The sequence below is a fragment of the Rhizobium sp. R634 genome (assembly GCF_002211305.1).
Classification (GTDB): domain Bacteria; phylum Pseudomonadota; class Alphaproteobacteria; order Rhizobiales; family Rhizobiaceae; genus Rhizobium.
Genome location: NZ_LOKW01000008.1, coordinates 98,923 through 120,564 on the forward strand (window position 1 = coordinate 98,923; position 21,642 = coordinate 120,564).

General features: G+C 63.8%; 18 protein-coding genes. 13 read left to right on the forward strand and 5 right to left on the reverse strand.

Translation table 11 applies throughout. The features are described 5' to 3' along the window. Positions 1-164 precede the first annotated feature (164 nt). A complete protein-coding gene (locus ATY77_RS12160; RefSeq protein WP_088687520.1) occupies positions 165-1,430 on the forward strand; it encodes an NAD(P)/FAD-dependent oxidoreductase in 1,266 nt (421 codons plus the stop codon). A 605-nt stretch (positions 1,431-2,035) separates the two neighbouring features. Beyond that, entirely contained in the window at positions 2,036-3,991 is a 1,956-nt protein-coding gene (locus ATY77_RS12165) for a TetM/TetW/TetO/TetS family tetracycline resistance ribosomal protection protein (RefSeq protein WP_088687521.1), read from the forward strand. Positions 3,992-4,170: 179 nt separating this feature from the next. Here ATY77_RS12165 and ATY77_RS12170 read toward each other — a convergent pair whose 3' ends face one another. After that, a complete protein-coding gene (locus ATY77_RS12170; protein ID WP_004674733.1) occupies positions 4,171-5,217 on the reverse strand; it encodes an NAD(P)-dependent alcohol dehydrogenase in 1,047 nt (348 codons plus the stop codon). 201 nt (positions 5,218-5,418) lie between these two features. Between ATY77_RS12170 and ATY77_RS12175 the strand changes: the two genes are divergently transcribed. The 3 genes from ATY77_RS12175 (at position 5,419) to ATY77_RS12185 (ending at position 9,155) form a co-directional block, all read left to right on the forward strand. After that, on the forward strand, positions 5,419-6,327 hold the full coding sequence (locus ATY77_RS12175) for an AraC family transcriptional regulator (RefSeq protein WP_088687522.1): 909 nt from the start codon (positions 5,419-5,421) through the stop codon (positions 6,325-6,327). Positions 6,328-6,417: 90 nt separating this feature from the next. Beyond that, on the forward strand, positions 6,418-7,473 hold the full coding sequence (locus ATY77_RS12180) for a glycosyltransferase family 2 protein (protein ID WP_088687523.1): 1,056 nt from the start codon (positions 6,418-6,420) through the stop codon (positions 7,471-7,473). Beyond that, entirely contained in the window at positions 7,473-9,155 is a 1,683-nt protein-coding gene (locus ATY77_RS12185; protein WP_088687524.1) for a hypothetical protein, read from the forward strand. The genes ATY77_RS12180 and ATY77_RS12185 overlap by 1 nt, the downstream gene beginning before the upstream one ends. Here the strand turns inward: ATY77_RS12185 and ATY77_RS12190 are convergent. Both ATY77_RS12190 and ATY77_RS12195 read right to left on the reverse strand, forming a co-directional pair. Then, a complete protein-coding gene (locus tag ATY77_RS12190; protein ID WP_088673349.1) occupies positions 9,150-10,154 on the reverse strand; it encodes a sugar-binding transcriptional regulator in 1,005 nt (334 codons plus the stop codon). The genes ATY77_RS12185 and ATY77_RS12190 overlap by 6 nt on opposite strands. Before the next feature lie 82 nt (positions 10,155-10,236). Beyond that, on the reverse strand, positions 10,237-11,271 hold the full coding sequence (locus ATY77_RS12195; RefSeq protein ID WP_088687525.1) for a sn-glycerol-3-phosphate import ATP-binding protein UgpC: 1,035 nt from the start codon (positions 11,269-11,271) through the stop codon (positions 10,237-10,239). A gap of 151 nt (positions 11,272-11,422) precedes the next feature. On the opposite strand from ATY77_RS12195, the gene ATY77_RS12200 reads away from it, so the two are divergent. The 6 genes from ATY77_RS12200 (at position 11,423) to ATY77_RS12225 (ending at position 17,945) form a co-directional block, all read left to right on the forward strand. Then, positions 11,423-12,781 (forward strand): extracellular solute-binding protein, encoded by a 1,359-nt coding sequence (locus tag ATY77_RS12200; RefSeq protein WP_088687526.1) that lies wholly within the window; start codon positions 11,423-11,425, stop codon positions 12,779-12,781. Beyond that, entirely contained in the window at positions 12,768-13,760 is a 993-nt protein-coding gene (locus ATY77_RS12205) for an ABC transporter permease subunit (RefSeq protein WP_088687527.1), read from the forward strand. The genes ATY77_RS12200 and ATY77_RS12205 overlap by 14 nt, the downstream gene beginning before the upstream one ends. 2 nt (positions 13,761-13,762) lie before the next feature. After that, complete coding sequence (locus tag ATY77_RS12210) at positions 13,763-14,683, forward strand: ABC transporter permease subunit (RefSeq protein WP_088687528.1); 921 nt, start codon at positions 13,763-13,765, stop codon at positions 14,681-14,683. A 28-nt stretch (positions 14,684-14,711) separates the two neighbouring features. Beyond that, complete coding sequence (locus ATY77_RS12215; protein ID WP_088687529.1) at positions 14,712-15,440, forward strand: glycerophosphodiester phosphodiesterase family protein; 729 nt, start codon at positions 14,712-14,714, stop codon at positions 15,438-15,440. A 3-nt stretch (positions 15,441-15,443) separates the two neighbouring features. Continuing rightward, positions 15,444-16,160: an HAD-IA family hydrolase gene (locus tag ATY77_RS12220; RefSeq protein ID WP_088687530.1), complete on the forward strand. Its 717-nt coding sequence runs from the start codon at positions 15,444-15,446 to the stop codon at positions 16,158-16,160. Positions 16,161-16,313: 153 nt separating this feature from the next. After that, positions 16,314-17,945, forward strand: coding sequence for an FGGY-family carbohydrate kinase (locus ATY77_RS12225; protein WP_088687531.1), 1,632 nt, complete (start codon positions 16,314-16,316; stop codon positions 17,943-17,945). Positions 17,946-17,960: 15 nt separating this feature from the next. Here the strand turns inward: ATY77_RS12225 and ATY77_RS12230 are convergent, their stop codons facing one another. After that, complete coding sequence (locus ATY77_RS12230) at positions 17,961-18,404, reverse strand: hypothetical protein (RefSeq protein WP_088687532.1); 444 nt, start codon at positions 18,402-18,404, stop codon at positions 17,961-17,963. Between the two features lie 172 nt (positions 18,405-18,576). On the opposite strand from ATY77_RS12230, the gene ATY77_RS12235 reads away from it, so the two are divergent. Together ATY77_RS12235 and ilvC are read left to right on the forward strand one after the other, a co-directional pair. Beyond that, entirely contained in the window at positions 18,577-19,242 is a 666-nt protein-coding gene (locus ATY77_RS12235) for a TetR/AcrR family transcriptional regulator C-terminal domain-containing protein (protein WP_004668554.1), read from the forward strand. A gap of 50 nt (positions 19,243-19,292) precedes the next feature. After that, positions 19,293-20,312 carry a ketol-acid reductoisomerase gene (ilvC, locus tag ATY77_RS12240; RefSeq protein WP_004668557.1) on the forward strand — a complete coding sequence of 340 codons (1,020 nt, stop codon included), beginning with the start codon at positions 19,293-19,295 and terminating at the stop codon, positions 20,310-20,312. Between the two features lie 224 nt (positions 20,313-20,536). On the opposite strand, the gene ATY77_RS12245 is transcribed toward ilvC, so the two are convergent. Next, positions 20,537-21,454 carry an MYG1 family protein gene (locus tag ATY77_RS12245; protein WP_088687533.1) on the reverse strand — a complete coding sequence of 306 codons (918 nt, stop codon included), beginning with the start codon at positions 21,452-21,454 and terminating at the stop codon, positions 20,537-20,539. Positions 21,455-21,642: the final 188 nt, after the last annotated feature.

Below are 21,642 nucleotides of genomic sequence, written 5' to 3' on the forward strand. Positions count from 1 at the left end.
GACCGCCGAAGCTCGGCCCGGACGGGCGAAACTGTGCCTGATGTCCGCCCCGCAGACTTCGCTTGACTGCCGGAGGCGCAGGGCAGACATGCCGAAACGGTGCTTGCAACCTTCTCCGCGAAGGCCAAATTGACGTTCAGCAAAATGGCGCAAAAGGGTAGGTCATGAGCGATCATCATGTCGTCGTTGTCGGCGGCGGTTTCGGCGGGCTGCAGCTCGTCAACGGGTTGAAGGGCGCGGGCGTGAGGATCACGCTCGTCGACCGGCGCAACCATCATCTTTTCCAGCCGCTGCTCTATCAGGTGGCGACGACCATTCTCTCCACCTCGGAGATCGCCTGGCCGATCCGCCGCCTCTATGCCGACCGCCACGACGTGACGGTGCTGCTTGGCGAGGTCACCGATGTCGACAGCGGCGTAAAGACCGTGTCGCTGCGTAACGGCTTGACTCTGCGTTACGATACGCTGGTGCTGGCGACTGGGGCGACGCATGCCTATTTCGGCCATGACGAATGGGAGCCGGTGGCGCCCGGCCTGAAGACGCTGGAGGATGCGACGACCATCCGCCGGCGCGTGCTGCTCGCCTTCGAAAAGGCCGAGATGGAAGCCGATCCCGCCGTGCGGGATGCGCTTTTGACCTTCACCATCGTCGGCGCCGGCCCGACCGGCGTCGAGCTCGCCGGCATCATCGCCGAGCTTGCGCATTTCACCCTGCCGAAGGAATTCCGTAACATCGATACGCGCAAGACCCGCGTCGTGCTGGTTGAGGCCGGCCCGCGGGTGCTGCCGGCCTTCGCCGAGGAGCTTTCGGCATATGCTCAAAAGGCGCTGGAGAAGCTTGGGGTGGAGGTTCATCTCGGCAAGCCGGTGACCGAGTGCAGCGCCGACGGTGTGCGGATCGGCGAGACATTTATCGCCAGCCGGACGATCGTCTGGGCGGCCGGTGTCACCGCCTCGCCGGCAGCCCGCTGGCTTGACGTGCCGGCCGACCGGGCAGGGCGCGTTATCGTCGAAAAGGACCTGAGCGCACCCGGCCTGCCCGATGTCTTCGTCGTCGGCGACACGGCCTCGGTTATGCGCGATGACGGCAAGCCGGTGCCGGGCATCGCGCCGGCGGCCAAGCAGCAGGGCGGCTACGTCGCCAAGGTCATCCGCGCCCGCCTGTCCGGCAAACCGCCGCCTGCACCTTTCAAATATTGGCACCAAGGCAGCCTGGCCACGATCGGCAAAAGCGCGGCGATCATCGATTTCGGCCGGGTCAAGCTGAAAGGCTGGATCGCCTGGTGGATCTGGGGCATCGCCCACATCTACTTCCTGATCGGCACCCGCTCCCGCTTCTCCGTCGCCTGGAGCTGGCTCTGGATCTATCTGAGCGGCCAGCACAGCGCACGGCTGATCACGCAGCGGGAGACGATGCGGGAGGAGGGGTAGGCTCAAGTTGGAGAACGGCGGGAGAGGGTACGCCATGTGGCACCCCCCTCTGTCCTGCCGGACATCTCCCCCACAAGGGGGGAGATTGGCTGGGCGCGACGTCTTCCCCCACCAACGAGAGTCACAGCCGGACGAAACGGTAGATAGGCGCAGAGTTAGGCCACTTGCCGATCTCCCCCCTTGTGGGGGAGATGTCCGGCAGGACAGCGGGGGTGCAACACGGCGCACCCTCTCCTCCGTCGTTCCTGTGCTTGTCACAGGAATCCAGCCCCGGCGCGTCCGCGCCGTGAATGACTTTCATGAACGAAGGATCTTTCGCGCCCAAGGCCTTGGGCTTGCTGGATCCCTGTGACAAGCACAGGGATGAGGGCGGGTGGGGTGGACGTCCGCGCGCTAGGTTTACCGCCGAAATGAGACTTGGTTTTTGCGATACGCGGGTAAGCCAAGGCCCAACCTTGACACATCTCCCCACCCGCCCTTAGCATTCCGCCGCGTCTCCCCATCACCGGGATGCCGCATCCAGCCGTAACAACGGACAGAGGTTCCAATGCGCCGAGTCACTTCTCACGAAAATCACATCCGAATTTCTGAGAAGTTGGTGGTTCATGCGCACTATGAATCTGGGCATCCTCGCCCATGTGGATGCAGGCAAGACTAGCCTTACCGAAAGACTGCTTTTTAACGCCGGCGTCATCGACAAGCCCGGCAGCGTCGACAGCGGCGATACGCAAACGGATACGCTCGAACTCGAACGGCAGCGCGGCATCACGATCCGGGCCGCGGTGGTGTCGTTTGCGATCGGCGGCAGGATCGTCAATCTGATCGATACGCCCGGCCATCCGGATTTCATCGCCGAGGTGGAGCGGGTGCTCGGGTTGCTGGATGCGGCGGTCGTCGTGGTTTCGGCGGTCGAGGGCGTGCAGGCGCAGACGCGCGTGCTGGTGCGGGCGCTGCGGCGGCTCGGCGTTCCCTTCGTCTTCTTCGTCAACAAGGTCGATCGCCTCGGCGCCCGCTACGGGGAGGTGATGCAGGCGCTGACCGCGCAGCTGGCGGTGCGCCCCATCGCCATGTCTTCGGTCATCGATGCCGGCGGCAAGCTTGCACGGGTGGAAGCGCTGGACCCGAGAAGCGAGCCGCTTTTTTCGGCGCTCTGCGAGGCGCTCGGGGAAAACGACGAGGCGCTGCTCGACGACTACGTGCTCGCCCCCGAGCGCCTGACGCGGGAAAGGCTTGGCAGCGCCCTGGCCGATCAGATGGCGCGCGGTCTGGTGCATCCGGTCTTCGCCGGCGCGGCGATGACCGGCGCCGGCGTGCCGGCGCTCGCCTCGGCCATCGCGGCGATCCTGCCCGAGCAGCACCCGAACCCGGATGGGCCGGTCGCGGGCAAGATCTTCAAGATCGAGCGCGGCTGGGGCGGCGAGAAGCTGTGTTATGTGTCTCTGACGGCGGGCACGGTGCGGCTGCGGCAATATCTCGATCTGCCGAATGGCCCGGAGAGAGTAACCGCTATCCAGCTCTTCGAGGCTGGGCGCAGTCATGGCGCCGAGAGCTTTGGCGCCGGGCAGATCGCGCGCGTCAGCGGGCTTGCCGGCGCCCGGATCGGCGATGCGGTCGGCGGCGATCCGGGTACGGCCGGAAGGGCTCATTTCGCGCCGCCGACGCTCGAGACCCGCGTCCTTGCCCGGCGGCCTTCGGAGAGGGCGGCGCTGTGGCTGGCGCTGAGCCAGATGGCCGAACAGGATCCGCTGATCAACCTGCACCGGAACGAAGAGGCCGACGAGGTTTTCGTTTCGCTCTATGGCGAGGTGCAGAAGGAGGTGATCCAGGCGACCCTGCTGGCCGATTTCGGCCTCGAGGCGAGCTTCGAGGAAAGCACGGTCATCCTGGCCGAGAGGCCGGCGGCAACAGGAAGCGGCCTGCAGATCCTCTTCAAGGAGCCCAATCCATTTCTCGCCACCATCGGCCTGCGGGTGGAGCCGCGTCCTGCCGGGGCGGGCAACAGCTTTGCGCTCGAAGTGGATGTCGGCCAGATGCCGGTCGCCTTCTACCGGGCGGTCGAGGAAACCGTGTTCGAAACGCTGAAGCAGGGCATTTTCGGTTGGCAGGTCATCGATTGCCATGTGGCGATGACGGCGGCGCGCCACAGCTCGCCCGCCAGCACCGCTGCCGATTTCCGCCAGCTGACGCCCTGGGTGCTGGCATCGGCGCTCTCGGCCGCGCAAACCGTCCTCTGCGAGCCGGTCGACCGCTTTCATATCGAAACGCCGGCCGAAAGCCTGAGCGGCGTGCTGACCCTGCTGGCGAAATCCGCCGCGACGATGACGGATTCGGAAATTACCGATGGCATCGCCCGGCTCGAAGGCACGCTGGCGTCGCAGATGGTCCAGAGCGTCCAGCAGCAATTGCCGGGGCTGACGAGCGGGGCAGGGACGATGGAGACGGCTTTCGATCACTATGCCCCGATATCAGGACCGCCGCGCCTGCGTCCGCGTTCGGGGCCTGATCCGTTCAATCCGGCGGAGTATTTGTTGCGGTTGCAGACCAAGAGAGCCTCATGCTGAGGTGCGCAGGCCGAAGGCCGGAGCCTCGAAGCATGGGGCGGGCGCTCCGGTGGCGGCGGATTGGAGCGGCGTCGGCGGGCGATGCTTCGAGGCGATCCTGCGGATCGCACCTCAGCATGAGGGCGGTGGAGTGTGCCGTCACAAAAAAAGCGGCTCCCGAAGGAGCCGCCTTGTATTCCTCAAGCCGCCAGCGAGGCGATGTCGATGACGAAGCGGTAGCGGACGTCGCTCTTGACCACCCGCTCGTAGGCTTCGTTGATATTCTGGATATCGATCTTCTCGATCTCCGAGACGATGTTGTGCTTGCCGCAGAAGTCGAGCATCTCCTGGGTTTCCTTGATCGAGCCGATCATCGACCCCGCCAGGCTCTTGCGCCCGCCGATGACCGAGAAGGCGTGGACCGGAACCGGGTGCTCGGGAACGCCGACCAGAACCATTGTGCCGTCAGACTTCAACAGGTTGAGATAGGCATTCCAATCGATTGCCGTGCCAACCGTGTTGATGATCAGGTCGAAGGTGCCGGCGAGCTTGGTGAAGGTCTCGGCGTCGCTCGTTGCATAATAGTCCTTGGCGCCGAGCTTGAGACCGTCTTCCTTCTTCGACAGCGACTGGGAAAGGACGGTGATGTCGGCACCCATGGCAGCACCGATCTTCACGCCCATATGGCCGAGACCGCCCATGCCGACGATCGCAATTTTCTTGCCGGGGCCGGCTTTCCAATGCGCGAGCGGCGAGTAGAGCGTGATACCAGCACAAAGCAGCGGGGCGCCGGAATCGAGCGGAATATTGTCGGGGAAGCGCAGCACATAACCTTCCTTGACGACGATCGAGTCGGAGTAGCCGCCGAAGGTCGGGGTCGTGCCATCGGCTTCATAGCCGTTATAGGTCGGGACGAGGCCCGGCAGGTAGTGTTCGTAATCCAGATCACGCGTGGCGCAGCCGACGCAGGAATCGACGAAGCAGCCGACGCCGACGCGGTCGCCGACCTTGAATTTCGTGACCTTGGAGCCGACGGCGGAAACGACGCCGGCAACCTCGTGGCCCGGTACCATCGGGAATATCGAGTTGCCCCACTCGTTGCGGGCCTGATGAATGTCGGAGTGGCAGACGCCGCAATATTGAACCGCGATGACGACGTCGTCATCATTGGGTTCGCGGCGCTCGAAGGTGAAGGGGGTCAGCGGTTGCGACGCGTCGGTTGCGGCATAGCCTTTTGCGATAGCCATTTGAAGCTTCCTGTGGGTTGGGAGGGGTTGAACGGGATGGCGCACTATTGCCCGCAACATGGCGAGGGCGTTAGAGCGATCCTCTCGGCTTCTTGCACGATCCTGCAAAAGTGAGGCGTCCGGCTGTTTGCGAAATGGCAAAGACACTCTAGATAAGGGCGGTATCGCCCGCGTCAGACAGCTGACAGAGAGAGTTGCCATATGACTTTGCCCTTCAACCCCTATCAGGAAATCGTCGATATCGCGATGCGCTTTGCGCCAGATGACGGCGAGTTCTCGACTAATATCGGCAATCTCCACATCAGCCGCCGGTCCAGGCCCAGCGATCCCTTGCACAGCAGCTACCGGCCCTGCTTCGCCTTCGTGCTGCAGGGGGCCAAGAGCCTCCAGCTCGGCACGGAACTCATCAGCTATGGGACGGGCGACTATCTGCTGACCTCGCTCGACCTGCCGGTCGCCTGGCGGGTCACTGAGGCCAGTCCCGAGGTTCCGCATCTCTGCCTGGGGCTGGCGATCGATTCGGAGAAGCTCCTGGAGCTGCTCAGCCGCATCGATATTCCGCGTCCGGCCGCCGATACCGACGGGCAACGCGGCATGGTGGTGAACGTCGCGCCGCCGGAGCTGATGGATGCCGCCGTTCGCCTGCTGCGCTTGCTCGATCGTCCAGGCGACATTCCCGCCATGGCGCCGCTGATCGAGCAGGAGATCCTCTACCGCGTGCTGACTGGGCCGCACGGCGCGCGCCTGATCAACATCGCCACGGCGGACAGCCACAGCAACAGGATCGCGCGCGCCGTCGCCTGGCTGAAGGAGAATTTCGCCCGGCCGCTGCGCATCGAAGATCTTGCCGAGCGCGTCAATATGAGCGTCTCGTCCTTCCATCATCATTTCAAGTCGGTGACGGCGATGACGCCGGTGCAGTATCAGAAGCAGCTTCGCCTGCACGAGGCGCGCCGGCTGATGCTGGTCGAGCGGCTCGATGCGGGCACCGCCGGCCACCGCGTCGGCTATCAGAGCCCGTCGCAGTTCAGCCGCGAATACAGCCGCCTCTACGGCGCATCGCCGGCCCGCGACATCGATGGCGTGCGCGAGATGATGGCGGCGGAATAGGCGCCGGCGGCTCCGCCATCCTGTATTAAAGGATGCTTGACCTTTCCCGGCTAGGCTGGCGCCATCCATCAAGCAGGCACCGCCGTCCGCATGACGCAAGCACCGTTTCTTTCCATCGTCGCGCCTTGTCACAACGAGGAAGAGGGCTTGCGCGAATTCTGCCGCCGCGCCTCTGCCGCCGCGCAGAGTGTTGCCGGCGAGGCGTTCGAGCTTATCCTCGTCGATGACGGTTCGTCCGACGGCACCTGGGAGATCATTTCGGAGCTGGCGGCAAAAGTGCCGCAGGTGCTCGGCGTGCGTCTTTTGCGCAATCACGGCCACCAGCTGGCGTCGACGGCGGGTCTTTCCGCCTCGCGCGGCGAGCGCGTTCTCCTGATCGACGCCGATCTTCAGGACCCGCCCGAACTGCTTTTGATGATGATGCCGATCATGGAGCGCGGCGCCGACGTCGTCTACGGCCAGCGCACCCGCCGCGAAGGCGAAACCTGGTTCAAGCTCGCCACCGCTTCGCTCTTCTACCGCACGCTTTCCAGGCTCGCTTCCGTGACCATCCCGCGCGATACCGGCGATTTCCGTCTGATGCGCCGGCGCGTCGTCGATATTCTGCTGGCGATGCCGGAGCGCGACCGCTTCATCCGCGGCATGGTCAGCTGGATCGGCGGCCGGCAGGTGGCGCTGCCCTATGAGCGGGACGCCCGCTTTGCCGGGACGACGAAATATCCACTGCGCAAGATGATCAATTTCGCGCTCGACGCGATCACCAGCTTTTCGACGACGCCGCTGCGCATCGCCACATGGCTCGGCATGATCAGCGCCGGTGTGGCGATGGCGCTGCTCGTCTATACCTTCGTGCGCTGGCTGCAGGGCGAGACGGTCACCGGCTGGTCGTCGATCATGGCCGCCGTCAGCGCCTTCAGCGCCATCCAGCTGATCTGCATCGGCATCATCGGCGAATATCTCGGCCGTCTCGTGCAGGAGAGCAAGAAGCGGCCGATGTTCATGATCGAGACGATCCTGCGCGGCGGCGAACAGGCGGAGCTGCCGACCGCTTTTTCGGAGATGGGCGCCGGTGACAAGCGCGCCGCGCCGGATGCGGCTTTTGCCTCAGGCGAACCACGCCCGAGGAACAACAGCCGGGCCGGATGATGGACCGGATCGCTGCGCCTGTTCATGCGGCAGCCGGGCGTGAGGATCTGACCGCCCGGCAAGATTCCACGGTTGCGATCATAGCTTTCGTGGCGCTTGCCGCGGCCCTGGTGGTGCTGTTCCATTTTCCGCCCATTCTCGATTACGCCAACCACTACGCCCGTATCTGGCTTCTATCCGGCGGCATCGGCGAGCAGCCGTTTCCCGAGATCTATGCGATCGATTGGAACCGCACCTTCACCAATGTCGGGATCGATCTTCTGGCGGCCTGGATAGGGCCGCTCGTCGGCGCCGACCGGCTGGCGCGGGCCTTGCTTTTCCTGGCGATCGTGCTGCCGCCGCTCGGCGCGATTGCGCTGCACCGGACGCTCTTCGGCGGCCGGCACTATTGGCAGATCGCCATGCTGTCGCTCGGCTGGTGCGCGACAATGGTCGGCGGCTTCATCAATTTCCAGATCGGCCTCGGCATGGCCTTGTTCTTCGCCTGCGCCGACCTGCGGCTGCAGCGTGGAAATCCGGCATTGCTATTTGCCTGGCGGCTTGCCGCCGCGCTGATGCTGACGGTGATGCACATCTTCTCGCTCGGCTTCTATATGGCTGTTGTCTGCGGCCTCGAATTTTCCTGGCGTTTCGACATCTTGCGGTCGAAGGCGGGGCTGATGCGGCTCGCCGGCCGTTTGGCGCTGGCGATCGGCGCCTGCGCCCTGCCACCGCTCGCGCTCTATCTGCGCACCACCGCCTTGCCGAATGCCGGCGGCGATGGCCTTGGGCTGGTCTGGAACGATGGCATCGTTCTGATCGTCATGAACCTGCTTTCCGCCATCACCACCTATGTCCCGGCCGTCGATGTCCTGCTGGTTTTGCCGCTGATCCTCATCTGCACGCGCGCCGTTCGGGCAGAGGACATCCGTATTCATGCGGGCCTTGCCGTCACCGCCTGCGGGTTGCTGCTTTTCTCCTGCGTCGCCCCGCTCCACATGCTCGGCACCGGATGGATCAGCTGGCGCTTTCCGATCATGGCGACGCTCGTCGCCATGGCGATGGTGTGCCCTTTTGCCAATCTGACGCGCCGGCAGGCGTTGTCGCTGGCGCTGATGATCAATCTCGCGGTCTTCGGCCGGACCGGCTGGATCGGTTGGAACTGGTGGCTGGCGCAGAAGGACGTCGCTGCCGTCGAGATCGTGCTCAAAAAGGTGCCGGCCGGTGCGGCCATTCTGCCCCAGGGGCACGAAGCCGAGATCGTCGGCGGCTTTGCCCATTCCAACCGGCATTTCGCCTGGGGACTGGACACTTTCCGGCATCTGCCGACGCTCGCCGTGCCCTTTTCGCATGCTTTCGTGCCGACGCTCTTTACCGCTGGAGGCAAGCAGCCGCTCACCGTTCTGCCGCCCTGGTCGGAGATCGCGGTTCCCGAGGGCAATCTCGTGTCGATCGGCGTGCTTTCCTGCCCTGAGATGATGCAGGTATACAAAGCCTACGCGCCTTATCTTTCCGACTGGCGCGAACGTTTCGATTTCATCCTTGTCGCCAATGCCGATATTCCCGACCGTTATGTCGGCACCGCGATGCCGGGCGGACTGACTCTGGTCGAGGATGCCGGTTTCGCCAAGCTCTACGCGATCGACAAGGCGGCGCCGGCGGAACCTCTTTCGGCTCCCGCCGGTTGCGCGGCCGTTCTATGAACCGCTGCCTGCCCTGAGATCGAGTGCCAGCTGTCGCGCCTGGCGAGCCGTGTCTTCGTCGCAGATCAGCACGTTGCCCAGACCGGACAGCAGCACGGCGGCGATGGCCTGCGCCTTGTTCAGCCCGCCAGAGGCGAAGATGACGTTCGGAATGGCGCGCAGGGCTTCGAGCTCGGGCGCGATCGCGCATCTGTTGATCGCATGTTCGATCGGCCGCCCTGTCTTGTCGACGAACTGGCCGAGAACATCGCCGCAGGCGCCGGCTGCGACCAGTTCCTCGATATTGACGTTGCTCGGCAGGCCGTAGCGCATCAGCAGCGAGCGTTCGGTCATATCGCCGATGCTGAGCACGATGACGTCATTGGCCTCGATCTGGCGAAAGGCCGTTTCAAAAACGTCCTGCTTGATGATCGCGGTGCGCGACTCCGGGCTGCCGGCATAGATCGGCGCTGCCAGATAGGCGCATTCGGCATTGAGCTGGCGGGCGAGATCGCTCGCAATGTCGAACGTATTGATCTCGATGCCGTGCGTCAGCCCGCCCATGACCGAATTGACGCAGAGATCGGGCCGTCTCAGCGACGGCATGTGGCGCACCATTTCGCGCAGCGTCGCCCCCCAGCCGACGCCGACGCCGCGGATGTTGCCGCCGTTCAGCAATTGCACGAGATAATCGGCGGCCGCCTGGCCGAGCAGGACGGGGATCAGTTCCGCATCCTCCGGCGTCGGAACGATGATTGCCCGATTGAGGTTGAATTCCGCGGCCAGCTGCTGCTCCAGGGCGACGCAGGAGGTTAGCCGGGAATTGAGGGTGATCGTCACGAGGCCGGAGCGGCGCGCCTCGGCGATGATCTTGTTGACGCGAAGCCGGTTGGTCGACAGCGCTTCGGCGATCTCGCCCTGCGTGCGTCCCTCCATGTAATAGAGCCAGACCACGCGCACCTGCATCTGCTCGTCGGGCAGCGCTACGGGCGCGATAGAAGCACTTCTGTTCTGTGACATGCGATAAACTGCGCCTCCGCTTCGACGCCATGGATCTCAAATCCCCGGCGCTTGTCAATCGCAGGGGCCTGCCGTCAGCCGGTCAATCGGTTCGCCGCCCCGTCGCCCTGTTGAAGGGATGCAGATCATCCTTTCGCACATGACAGGACATGCGCTCGCCTTCCTGCAGGTGCCGATCGGTGGGGACGCTCGCCACGATGCGCCTATCGCTGCCGTCGATGCGCAGATGCACGTTGTTCTCGTCGCCGACGGTCTCGATCAATTCGACATAAGCGTCGAACTGGAGATCGTGCGCCGATCCGGCGCCGAGATCGACCGCGCCCGGCCTGATGCCGATGAGATCCGTATCTCTCGGCAGCGGGAGGTCGCAGGGGCCTAGCTCATCGAGATCGATCAGGTTCATCGGCGGAGAACCGATGAAGCCGGCGACGAAGACGGTTTCGGGACGACGATAGACCTCGATCGGCGTGCCGATCTGCTCGATCCTGCCGCCGTTCATGACGACCAGCCGGTCGGCCAGCGTCATGGCCTCAAGCTGGTCGTGCGTCACATAGAGGCTCGTCGTCTTCAGCTGCCGTTGCAGCCTGCGAATTTCGACGCGCATCTGCACGCGAAGCTTGGCATCGAGATTGGACAGAGGCTCGTCGAACAGGAAGGCGGCGGGATCGCGGACGATGGCGCGGCCCATGGCGACGCGCTGGCGCTGGCCGCCGGAAAGCTGGCGAGGGCGCCGCTCCAGGAACTCGCCGATCTCCAGAATGCCGGCGGCATTGGCGATCCGCCGGTCTATCTCGCCGCGCGGCACGCGGCGGTTCTTGAGCCCGTATTCGAGGTTTTGCCGGACGGTCATGTGGGGATAGAGCGCGTAGTTCTGGAAGACCATGGCGATGTTGCGATCGGCCGGATCGACATGGCCGACGTCGTTTCCAGCGATTCTCAAGTGCCCGGAGCTTATGGCTTCGAGGCCGGCAATCATCCGCAGCAGGGTCGACTTCCCGCATCCCGAAGGCCCGACCAGCACGATCATTTCGCCGTCGGCGACACTGAGATTTATCCCTTTCACTGCGGGAACCGCGCCGTAATTCTTCTTCAAGTCGATCAGTTCGATCGCTGCCATGGCATCCTCCTTCGCCGTCGTCATACATTTGTAACACGCTATTGACATTTGTAACAAGTAACCCCAACCTTGTTTTATCGCCACTCTGGGAGGGGTTGATCGGCGCTAAGCGCGCCGGTCGGCGAACAACGGCTATGGAGAGGAAAACGAAATGACGGCAAAGTCTTCGATGGGTGCCCGTTTGCGGCGGACGATCCGCTCGTTCGCGGCGGGTGCAGCACTGGTGACGCTCGGATTGGCAGCTGCGGGTGACGCCGGCGCAGCCGATCGCGTCAAGGTCGAATGGTGGAACGCGGCAGGCGGGCGCCTCGCCGAGATCACCGACAAGCTGATTGCCGACTTCAACGCTTCGCAGGACAAATACGAGGTGGTCGGCATCGGCAAAGGCAATTACGAGGAGACCATGGCGGCGATGGTGGCAGCCTACCGCGTTCACCAGCAGCCGGTGCTGATCCAGGCCGCCGAGCGGGGATTCCTCACCATGTACAATTCCGGCGCCATCATTCCGGTGCCGCAGCTGATGGAAAAGGAAGGCTACAAGATCGACTGGAACGATTTCGTCGCGCCGGTCGCCGGCTTCTATCTGGTCGACGGCAAGCCGGCGGCGATGCCCTTCAACAGCTCGACGCCGATCTTCTGGTACAATGCCGATCACTTCAAGGCAGCCGGCTTCGACAAGCCGGGCGAGACCTGGCAGGAGCTCGACAAGCAGCTGCGGGCCATCAAGGAGAAGGGCGTTTCGAAGTGCCAGATGGCGCTTGCGAACGACTTCTACTGGAGCCTGATCGAGAATTACGCGGCGATCCAGGACCAGCCTTACGGCACCAAGGCGAACGGCTTCGGCGGCCTCGACACCGAATTCATCTTCAACAAGAGCCCGCTCGTCGTCGGACAGGTGACGCGTCTCAAGACGTGGCTCGACGCCGGCATCCTGCAGATCGCCGGGCAGGGACTCTCGCCCGACCAGCTCTTCACCTCGGGCACCTGCTCCACCTATGTGGCCTCCACCGCGGCGCATGCTGCCGTCGAAAGCGGTGCGAAATTCAATTGGAGCGCGACCTTCCTGCCGCATGAGGAGGGTATCCAACCAAAGAACAGCACCATCGGCGGCGGCGCGCTCTGGGTCCTGAAAGGCAAGTCGGAGGAAGAATATGCCGGCGCTGCCGCCTTCCTGAACTTCCTCGCCTCACCGAAGACGCAGGTCTGGTGGAGCAAGCAGACCGGCTATGTGCCCGTCACCAACGCCGCCTATGAACAGGCGAAGTCCGAAGGCTATTTCAAGGATCACCCAACCCGCGAGATCGCCATTCTCCAGCTGACGCGCGGCACGCCGAGCGACAATTCGCGCGGCTTCCGCTTCGGCAATCATAACCAGTCGATGGCGCTTCTGGTGGAGGAAATTCAGGGCGTCTGGACCGGCCAGAAAACCCCGCAGGAGGCGCTGGATGCGGCGGCGGCGCGCGGCAACCAGATCCTTCGCCAGTACGAGCAGCTTCATGCAGCAAAGTAGAACCATGGGAAAGACGGAAGGCGCCGCCCGGCGCCTTCGCATCCCGGATCTTCTGTCGACGGGCCGCTCGGTCGCGCAGCCGTCGGAGGCCGGGTTGAAGTCCGCCCACTTCAACAGGCCGTGGCTTGCCTTCGGCCTGGTCGCGCCGCAGTTGCTGATCCTGCTGTTCTTCTTTTTCATCCCTTCCTACAAGGCGCTGTCGCTCGCCTTCGTTCAGGTCGATCCCTTCGGCGGCACCGAGATTTTCGTCGGGCTCACGAATTTCTACAATCTGTTCGCAAGCCCGGAATATCGCGGCAGCGCGCTGTTCACGCTCTGGTTCACCGTTGCCCAGAACGCCGCAACGCTTCTGCTTGCCGGTCTCTTTGCCTTCGCGACCGATTTCGTGATCAGGGGCAGGGGGATCTACAAGAGCATCATCCTGCTTCCCTATGCGATCGCGCCTGTCATATCGGGGGTGATCTGGGCCTTCCTGTTCAATCCGGCGGTCGGGCCGATCGCGCAGCTTCTGCATGGGTTCGGCTTCGAATGGGATCCGAACCGGCGGCCTTTCGATGCGCAGCTTCTGGTGACGATCGCCTCGGTCTGGAAGAATGTCTGCTACGACTACATCTTCCTCGTCGCCGCCTTGCTGGCCGTGCCGGCCTCGCTGCTGGAGGCGGCAAAGCTCGACGGCGCAAGGCCTGTCCGGCGCTTCTTCACGATTTCGCTTCCACTCATCTCGCCGACGATCTTCTTCCTCGTGGTGATGAACTTCGTCTACGGCCTGTTCGAAACCTTCGGCATCATCGACGCGGTCACCCGCGGCGGTCCGGCGGGGGCGACGAACAGCCTGGTCTACAAGGTTTATCAGGATGGTTTCGTGCAGCTCGACCTCGGCTCGTCGGCCGCGCAGTCGGTGCTTTTGATGCTGATCGCCATCCTCTTCACCATCGTTCAATTCCGCGCGCTCGAGCGCAGGGTCAATTACCAGGTGTAGCCATGCCCGAACGCCATCTCGGCCTTTCGATCTTCTGCCACGCCATATTGCTGATCGGCGCGGTTTTCGTCTGCCTGCCGCTCTATTTCGCCTTCGTCGCCGGCTCGCTCACCTTGCAGGAGGTTCAGCAGGCGCCGTTCCCGGTCTTGCCCGGCTCGCATTTCTTCGAAAACCTGGCCGCCGCCTGGCAGCAGGGCGAGTTCTCTCAGCTGTTCCTGAATTCGATCATCGTCACCGCCGGCATCGTCGTCGGCAAGCTGGCGATCTCGCTGATCGCCGCATTCGGCGTCACCTATTTCCGCTTCCCGTTCCGCATGACGGCGTTCTGGCTGATCTTCGTGTCACTGATGCTTCCGGTCGAGGTCCGCATCATCCCGACCTATGAGGCGGTCGCCGATGCCGCCGGGCCGCTTCGCTGGCTGGCCGGGACGATCGGCCTTTCCGGCGTCGTCGAGCGGCTGACGGGATACAGCATCGAAGCCTCGTTGAAATGGAACATGGTCAACAGCTATGCCGGCCTGATCCTGCCGCTGATCGCCTCCGCCTCGGCAACCTTCTTGTTCCGGCAGTTCTTCCTGACCGTTCCCGACGAGCTTTGCGAGGCGGCCAAGCTCGATGGCGCCGGTCCCCTGAAATTCTTCAAGGATATCCTGCTGCCGCTGTCGCGCGCCAATATCGCCGCGCTGTCGATCATCCTGTTTCTCTACGGCTGGAACCAGTATTTGTGGCCGCTGCTTTTTACGACCGACAAAGAGATGGGAACGGCGGTGCTCGGGCTGAAGCAACTCGTTCCCGTCTCCGACTCCGCGCCCGCCTGGAACATTGCGATGAGCGCTGCGCTGCTCGTCATGCTGCCGCCTGCGGCCGTCATTCTCTTCATGCAACGCTGGTTCACCAAGGGGCTGGTGGACTCCGGAAAGTAACACGCCGAATTTCAAGGATATTCAGACGATGGTGCATATCATCGGCCACCGCGGTGGCCGCAATCTCTGGCCCGAAAACAGTCTTTCGGGCTTCCGCAAACTCGCGCAAATGCCGGTCGATGGCGTGGAGTTCGACATCCACCTGACCCGCTCGGACGAAATGCTCGTCATTCACGACCCGACGCTTGAACGCACGACGGATGCGCAAGGTCCGGTCGCCGATATCAGCCCGGGAAAACATCGCGAAATCAGCCTCAAGGACAGCGACGGGGAGGCGATCCCGACCCTGGAAGAGGTGCTTGCCGTCTTCCAGAACACGCCGCTCGAGCTTCATATCGAATTGAAGACGCATGCCGATGGCACGCCCTACGAGGGGCTGGCCGCCAAGGCATTCGCCGCCGTCGAGCGGCTTGGTCTGACGGAGCGCTCGATCCTGACGAGTTTTCATCCCGAGGTGCTTGCCGATATCCGCAAAGCCGCGCCCGGGATTCGCACCCTGTCGTCCTTCGACGCCAAGTCGGCCGAGCGTCTCGGCCTTGCGAGCGGCCTCAGCCTGATGAAGCAATGCTCGGATATCATCGCCGTCGAAAAATCGCTGCTTCAGGCGAAATGGGACGAGATCACCCGGCTCGTGCCGCTCGACCGGCTCGGCGCCTGGGTTCCGAACGAAATCAGCGATCTGGAATACTGGCTTGCCAAACCGATCCGGCAGATCACCACGGACCGGCCGGATCTCGCCTTGCAGGCGCGGAGGTGAGGCATGCTCGATAGCCGCATCGATGATCCCGGTACCCGAGGCGCCATGGACAGCATCGACCTCGTGATCTTCGATTGCGACGGCGTGCTGATCGACAGCGAGCCGATCGCCAGCCGCACGCTCGCGGAAACGCTGCAGGGCGCCGGCATTGCGATCAGCGCGGCGGAGGCCCATGTCAAATTCACCGGCAATTCAGAAAGCATCATCGCCGAAATGTGCCGGCTTGAATACGGCATCGCCGACGTCGCCGCGCTGTTCGAGCAGTGGCATCTTCATCTGTTCGAGGAGTTCGCCCGTTCTCTGACGCCGATTGCCGGCATCGCCGAGGTCGTCAACAGCCTCGACCGCCCGAAATGCGTCGCCTCGAACAGCACGATGCAGCGGCTGCGCAACAGCCTCGGCAAGCTCGATCTCTGGGGCGCTTTCGGTGAGAGCGTCTTCAGCGCCGAAGTTGTCTCGCGGCCGAAGCCGGCCCCCGATCTATTGCTGCATTGCGCCGAGCGTTTCCGGGCCCGCCCGGGCAAATGCGTGATGATCGACGACAGCGTCCACGGCGTGGCGGCGGCAATTGCCGCAGGCATGACGGCCATCGGATTCGTCGATCCTGCCGATCCGAGGCCCGGTCGCCGCGCGGTGCTCGATGCCGCCGGCGCCGCCGCCGTCGCGACGGGGGCAGGGGAACTCACCGCCATTCTGGAAAATGTCGGAGGCAGGCTGTGACGGCGTCTGCCCAGCGCGCTGGCCTCCTTGCCATGACGCCGCGACTGCGTAATGTCAGCCTCCCCGGAGGCGTCTATCTTTCCAGACATAGATTTTGAAATCCGGCCGCAGCTGCCCATCAACCCCATCCCTGGCGATCTGAAACGAGAGACCATGAGCGACACATCCCACACCCCGGAAGCCGGTGCCAAATATGTCATCGGCGTCGATGTCGGCACCGGCAGCGCCCGGGCCGGCCTGTTCGATATGGCCGGCAGCATGCTTGCCTCCGCCAAGCGCAATATCAGCCTGTTTCATGAAGCCGGTTCCATTGTCGAGCAGTCGAGCGGCGAGATCTGGCGCGCTGTTTGCGCCGCCGTGCGGGAGGCGGTTGCCACAGCCGGCGTCGATCCGGCCTCCGTGGTCGGGCTCGGCTTCGACGCCACCTGCTCGCTCGTCGTCCTCGGCCAAGGCGGCAAGCCGCTGCCGGTCGGGCCTTCGGAAGATCCGGACCGGGATATCATCGTGTGGATGGACCACCGCGCCGTCCCGCAGGCGGAACGCATCAACGCCTTCGGGCATGATGTGCTGCGCTATGTCGGCGGCCGCATCTCGCCCGAGATGGAAACGCCCAAGCTTCTCTGGCTCAGGGAAAACCGCCCCCAGGTGTTCGATGCCGCCTGGCAATTCTTCGATCTTGCGGATTTCCTGACCTGGCGGGCGACCGGCGACCTGTCGCGCTCGACCTGCACGGTCACCTGCAAGTGGACCTATCTCGCCCATGAAAAGCGTTGGGATAGCAGCTATTTCCATCAGATCGGTCTCGGCGTGCTGGCAGACGAAGGTTTTGCCCGCATCGGCACGTCCATCGTCGAGCCGGGTTCGGCGCTTGGTCAGGGACTGACCGCTGCGGCAGCCGATGAACTCGGCCTGCTGCCGGGAACGGCCGTCGCGGCCGGGCTGATCGATGCCCATGCCGGCGGCGTCGGCACCGTCGGCGCCGCTCCGCAGGCCAATCTCGCCTATGTCTTCGGGACCTCTTCCTGCACGATGACCTCGACGGCGGAACCGTCCTTCGTTTCCGGTGTCTGGGGTCCTTACTATTCGGCGATGGTGCCGGGCCTCTGGCTGAACGAGGGCGGCCAGAGTGCCGCCGGCGCGGCGATCGACCAGCTCCTCTCCTTCCATCCGGCCTCCGGCGAGGCGAGGGAGCTTGCGACGAGCGCGGGCACCGCGCTGCCGGTCCTGCTTGCCGACATGGCCGCCGGCAAGGCGGGTCGTGCTTCCGATGCGGTCAAGCTGGCGGCCGGGCTGCATGTCGTTCCCGAGTTCCTCGGCAACCGCGCGCCCTTTGCCGATCCGCATGCCCGGGCTGTTATCGCCGGTCTCGGCATGGAGCGGGATATCGACAGCCTGGTTGCGCTCTACATCGCCGGGCTTTGCGGCGTCGGCTACGGCCTCAGGCAGATCATCGAAACGCAGGCCGAGGCGGGCGTCAGCGTCGAAAACATCGTCATCAGCGGCGGCGCCGGCCAGCACGATTTCGTCCGCCAGGTGCTCGCCGATGCGAGCGGCAAGCCGGTGGTCGCCACGAAGGCCGAGGAGCCGGTGCTGCTCGGGGCGGCCATTCTCGGGGCCGTCGCCGGCCGCCAATTTGCCGATGTGCGCGCGGCGATGAGCGAACTCACCAAGGTGGAAACACGTTTTCAGCCGTCAGAGGGCGAGATCTCGGACCTCCACCGCAAGCGTTACGAAGCCTTCAAGGAGCTGCAGACGCTGGCGCGCAAGCTTCGCAGCGATGGCTGACATGGTTGCGCGAGGTTAGTTGTTGATGGCGGTGATTGCCCAATGGCTCTCGTCGCAGACCGCGCCCATCCAGACGGCGCCGTTTGCGAGCATCACGCCCTCGCTGCTGACGAAGAGATCCTGATATTGCTGGCGGCCGACGGCGCGGCGGGTCTCTGGCGTCACCAGATCGTCGAAATTCTCGACGAAATCCTCGGCGTTCTCGACATCGTAGGTTTCGCCGTTCGCCTTGACGGTCAACGGATATTCGGCAAGGCCGGCGATGGTCTCGGCGTCGCCGGAGCGCATGGCCAGAACGAGCTGGCGCAGCGGCCGGTCGAAGCCCGCGGCATCGCCGTGCAATTCCTCGATCCGGTCATAGACCTCGTTGTCCGACTGCGCGGCGGCGCGGCCGGTAAAGGGCGCCGTTGCCAGGAGCATCGCTCCGGCCAGGAGCAGGGCGGCAGACAGACGCGACATGGAAGGCTCCCGGCAAATGACGTTCGACAAGCATTATGCAATCGCCATCAGTGTCCGCCTATCCAATTCTGGTGCTGCGCCCGCCTTTCCCGTATAAAAATCTGCCGGGCCTGCTTGACGGCCCGATCGGTTTGACGCATAAAGCTCACGAACCGTACCGTACGGTACGTATATGGGAGCCATGACCGTGTCCGTCGATACTGCAGAGCCGAGCGAGTTTTCGCCGCGCCAGAACGCCGTTCTGGAACAGGCGCTGCGGTTGCTCGTCGATGGCGGCGAGAAGGCGCTGACGACCTCGGGGGTCGCGCGCGCCGCCAATTGCTCCAAGGAAAGTCTCTACAAGTGGTTCGGCGACCGTGACGGTCTGCTGTCTGCGATGATCGCCTATCAGGCGAGCAAGGTGCGCACCTTCGAACGCAACGGCGAGCGGCTGACGGCGGCGAGCCTGCACGACCATGTCGTCATCTTCGCGCGCGACCTGCTGGAGGTGCTGGCCGGCGACGTCTCGCTGGCGCTGAACCGGCTGGCGATCGGTCAGTCGCATCGCGACGGCTCGAAGCTCGGCAAGCTGCTGCTGGAGCGCGGCCGCCGCCAGATCGACCGGCGCGCCATGGCGTTGATCGATGCCGGCAAGAGGGCGGGGCTGCTGCGCTTTGCCGATGCCGACGAGGCTTATCATACGCTATACGGCCTTGTCGTTTCCGACCTGCATGTGCGCATGCTGCTCGGGGAGCCCGGCCTCAAGGATACCGCGCGCCAGGCGGAGAAGGCGGTGACCGCCTTCCTCCGGCTCTACGGCACGGAAAAGGTACTGGCGGAGATGCCGGCTCTCGGCTGATTTCGCCTTAATGACAGTCAACAGGACAAGCACAAGGGAAGGAACTTCAAATGCGCGTCTATTACGATCGTGATGCCGATCTCAACCTCATCAAGGCCAAGAAGGTCGCCGTCATCGGCTATGGTTCGCAGGGCCGCGCCCATGCGCTGAACCTCAAGGACAGCGGCGCCCAGAACCTCGTCATCGCTCTCAAGGCCGGTTCGCCCACAGTCAAGAAGGCCGAAGCCGACGGCTTCAAGGTCATGACGGTTGCCGAAGCCGCCGGCTGGGCCGACCTGATGATGATGGCGACCCCGGACGAGCTGCAGGCCGACATCTACAAGGCCGACATCGCTCCGAACATCCGCGATGGCGCAGCCATCGCCTTCGCTCACGGCCTCAATGTCCACTTCGGCCTGATCGAGCCGAAGGCTTCGGTCGATGTCGTCATGATCGCGCCGAAGGGCCCGGGCCACACGGTTCGCGGCGAATACCAGAAGGGCGGCGGCGTTCCCTGCCTCGTTGCCGTTCACCAGAACGCGTCCGGCAATGCGCTTGAACTCGCTCTCTCCTACGCCTGCGGCGTCGGCGGCGGCCGTTCTGGCATCATCGAAACCAACTTCCGCGAAGAGTGCGAAACCGACCTTTTCGGCGAACAGGTCGTTCTCTGCGGCGGTCTCGTCGAACTCATCCGCGCCGGTTTCGAAACGCTCACCGAAGCTGGCTATGCGCCCGAAATGGCCTATTTCGAGTGCCTGCACGAAGTGAAGCTGATCGTCGACCTGATCTATGAAGGCGGCATCGCCAACATGAACTACTCGATCTCCAACACGGCCGAGTGGGGCGAATACGTCACGGGGCCGCGCATCATCACCGAAGAAACCAAGGCCGAGATGAAGCGCGTCCTCAAGGACATCCAGACCGGCAAGTTCACCTCCGAGTGGATGCAGGAATACCGCTCCGGTGCCGCCCGCTTCAAGGGCATCCGCCGCAACAACGACAGCCACCAGATCGAGGAAGTCGGCGCCAAGCTGCGCGGCATGATGCCCTGGATCGGCAAGAACAAGCTGGTCGACAAGAGCGTGAACTAAGCGATTTCGCTTCCAATAAAACTGGGAGGCCGGAGTGAAAGCTCCGGCCTCTTTTTTTGCTTCGCTCTTTTACTCAACGTCATCCTCGGCCTTGTGCCGAGGATCTGCTGCCCCGTCGAACGGGGGCAGATGCTCGGGACAAGCCCGAGCATGACGGCGGGTTGGTGGGCCGGCCTGCCAGCAATCCAATGTCCGGGGCTGCGGCGTCCGCAGCAATCAGACCTTCAGCCGGAAACAGCCTCCTCGACCGCAAGCTCGGCCATGGCGAGGGCTGCCTCGCGGGTCTTGGCGGCGGCGATGAAGCGGCCGTTATGGCAGAAGCTGGCGCCGGGCACGCCGCAGACGGCCTCCAGCTCGCCATTGGTCAGGCCCGCCCAGGCGGCGGGAAGATCGGCTCTCAGTTCGAACCCTTCGTCGGCGCGGCGGATGCCGGTCACGCACCAATCCCTTTCGCGCGGGTGGACGACGAAGAGCAGGTGATCGGCGCCCGCCTTCACGATCGCAGGGCGGAAGGGCATGCCCATCGGCAATTCGAGAACGCGGCGCTCGCCGGTATTGCGGATGGCCTGCTGCACGATCGCTTCGGCCCGCAATTTCGCGGCGCTCTGGGCGATCTTCGCTTCGACGAAGCTGCGGGCGACGGCAAGTGCGGCGTGGAAAGCGCGGTCGTCGGCCTCGGGGGCCCGATCATCGAAGACCGGCTTCAGGGTTTCCAGAAGGGCGGGCAGGGTCAGCCCGGCGAGCGGCCCGGAGGGGCTGAGCGCGCCATTGTCCGTCAGGTCGACCGGCAGGACGAAGCTTGCATCGAAGGAAGCATGGAGTTCCGCGATATGCTCTTCGGGAATGCCGGCGGCGGCAAGATAATCATGGCCGTAATGCTTCCAGATCAGTCCGAAGGAGCTCAAGGGCTGACCATCCCTCCGCAGCGGCGCGCCGCGCTGATGGTGATCGAAAATCCCAGCCTCGGCGTCATAGGCGCCGCCGACATCATAGATGATGCGGTCTGGCCCGGGCGTGATCCATTCCGGTGCGCGGCTGCGGATGATGCGGGCCTGTGGGAACAGCCGGGTCAGGATAACGCTCGACAGCAGTTCGTCGGCATGGAAGCCACCGGAATGGGTGACGAGGAAATCTGGGATCATGGAAGCCGTAGCCTTGTCGTTTGCGGAGGAACCCGCCTGAGTTTTGCCTGAGATAGCCGTTGCCGGAGACCATCTCAACCCATCATTCGCGCGTGAAGGTGCTGCCCGGATGCCTGCGATCGGCAAAAGGCGGGCGTGCTTTACGAATTTGTATAGTTCGGGCGAAGTCCCGGTGAGTTTTCGGGCGC

Excerpts from the sequence above, each read along its gene's own strand:
- ATY77_RS12185 (WP_088687524.1), top strand. The coding sequence starts at position 7,473 with ATGGACCGGATCGCTGCGCCTGTTCATGCGGCAGCCGGGCGTGAGGAT.
- ATY77_RS12165 (WP_088687521.1), top strand. The coding sequence starts at position 2,036 with ATGCGCACTATGAATCTGGGCATCCTCGCCCATGTGGATGCAGGCAAG.
- ATY77_RS12210 (WP_088687528.1), top strand. The coding sequence starts at position 13,763 with ATGCCCGAACGCCATCTCGGCCTTTCGATCTTCTGCCACGCCATATTG.
- ATY77_RS12200 (WP_088687526.1), top strand. The coding sequence starts at position 11,423 with ATGACGGCAAAGTCTTCGATGGGTGCCCGTTTGCGGCGGACGATCCGC.
- ATY77_RS12190 (WP_088673349.1), bottom strand. The coding sequence starts at position 10,154 with ATGTCACAGAACAGAAGTGCTTCTATCGCGCCCGTAGCGCTGCCCGAC.
- ATY77_RS12230 (WP_088687532.1), bottom strand. The coding sequence starts at position 18,404 with ATGTCGCGTCTGTCTGCCGCCCTGCTCCTGGCCGGAGCGATGCTCCTG.
- ATY77_RS12215 (WP_088687529.1), top strand. The coding sequence starts at position 14,712 with ATGGTGCATATCATCGGCCACCGCGGTGGCCGCAATCTCTGGCCCGAA.
- ATY77_RS12225 (WP_088687531.1), top strand. The coding sequence starts at position 16,314 with ATGAGCGACACATCCCACACCCCGGAAGCCGGTGCCAAATATGTCATC.
- ATY77_RS12195 (WP_088687525.1), bottom strand. The coding sequence starts at position 11,271 with ATGGCAGCGATCGAACTGATCGACTTGAAGAAGAATTACGGCGCGGTT.
- ATY77_RS12205 (WP_088687527.1), top strand. The coding sequence starts at position 12,768 with ATGCAGCAAAGTAGAACCATGGGAAAGACGGAAGGCGCCGCCCGGCGC.
- ATY77_RS12235 (WP_004668554.1), top strand. The coding sequence starts at position 18,577 with ATGGGAGCCATGACCGTGTCCGTCGATACTGCAGAGCCGAGCGAGTTT.
- ATY77_RS12220 (WP_088687530.1), top strand. The coding sequence starts at position 15,444 with ATGCTCGATAGCCGCATCGATGATCCCGGTACCCGAGGCGCCATGGAC.
- ATY77_RS12180 (WP_088687523.1), top strand. The coding sequence starts at position 6,418 with ATGACGCAAGCACCGTTTCTTTCCATCGTCGCGCCTTGTCACAACGAG.
- ATY77_RS12170 (WP_004674733.1), bottom strand. The coding sequence starts at position 5,217 with ATGGCTATCGCAAAAGGCTATGCCGCAACCGACGCGTCGCAACCGCTG.
- ATY77_RS12160 (WP_088687520.1), top strand. The coding sequence starts at position 165 with ATGAGCGATCATCATGTCGTCGTTGTCGGCGGCGGTTTCGGCGGGCTG.
- ATY77_RS12175 (WP_088687522.1), top strand. The coding sequence starts at position 5,419 with ATGACTTTGCCCTTCAACCCCTATCAGGAAATCGTCGATATCGCGATG.
- ATY77_RS12245 (WP_088687533.1), bottom strand. The coding sequence starts at position 21,454 with ATGATCCCAGATTTCCTCGTCACCCATTCCGGTGGCTTCCATGCCGAC.
- ilvC (WP_004668557.1), top strand. The coding sequence starts at position 19,293 with ATGCGCGTCTATTACGATCGTGATGCCGATCTCAACCTCATCAAGGCC.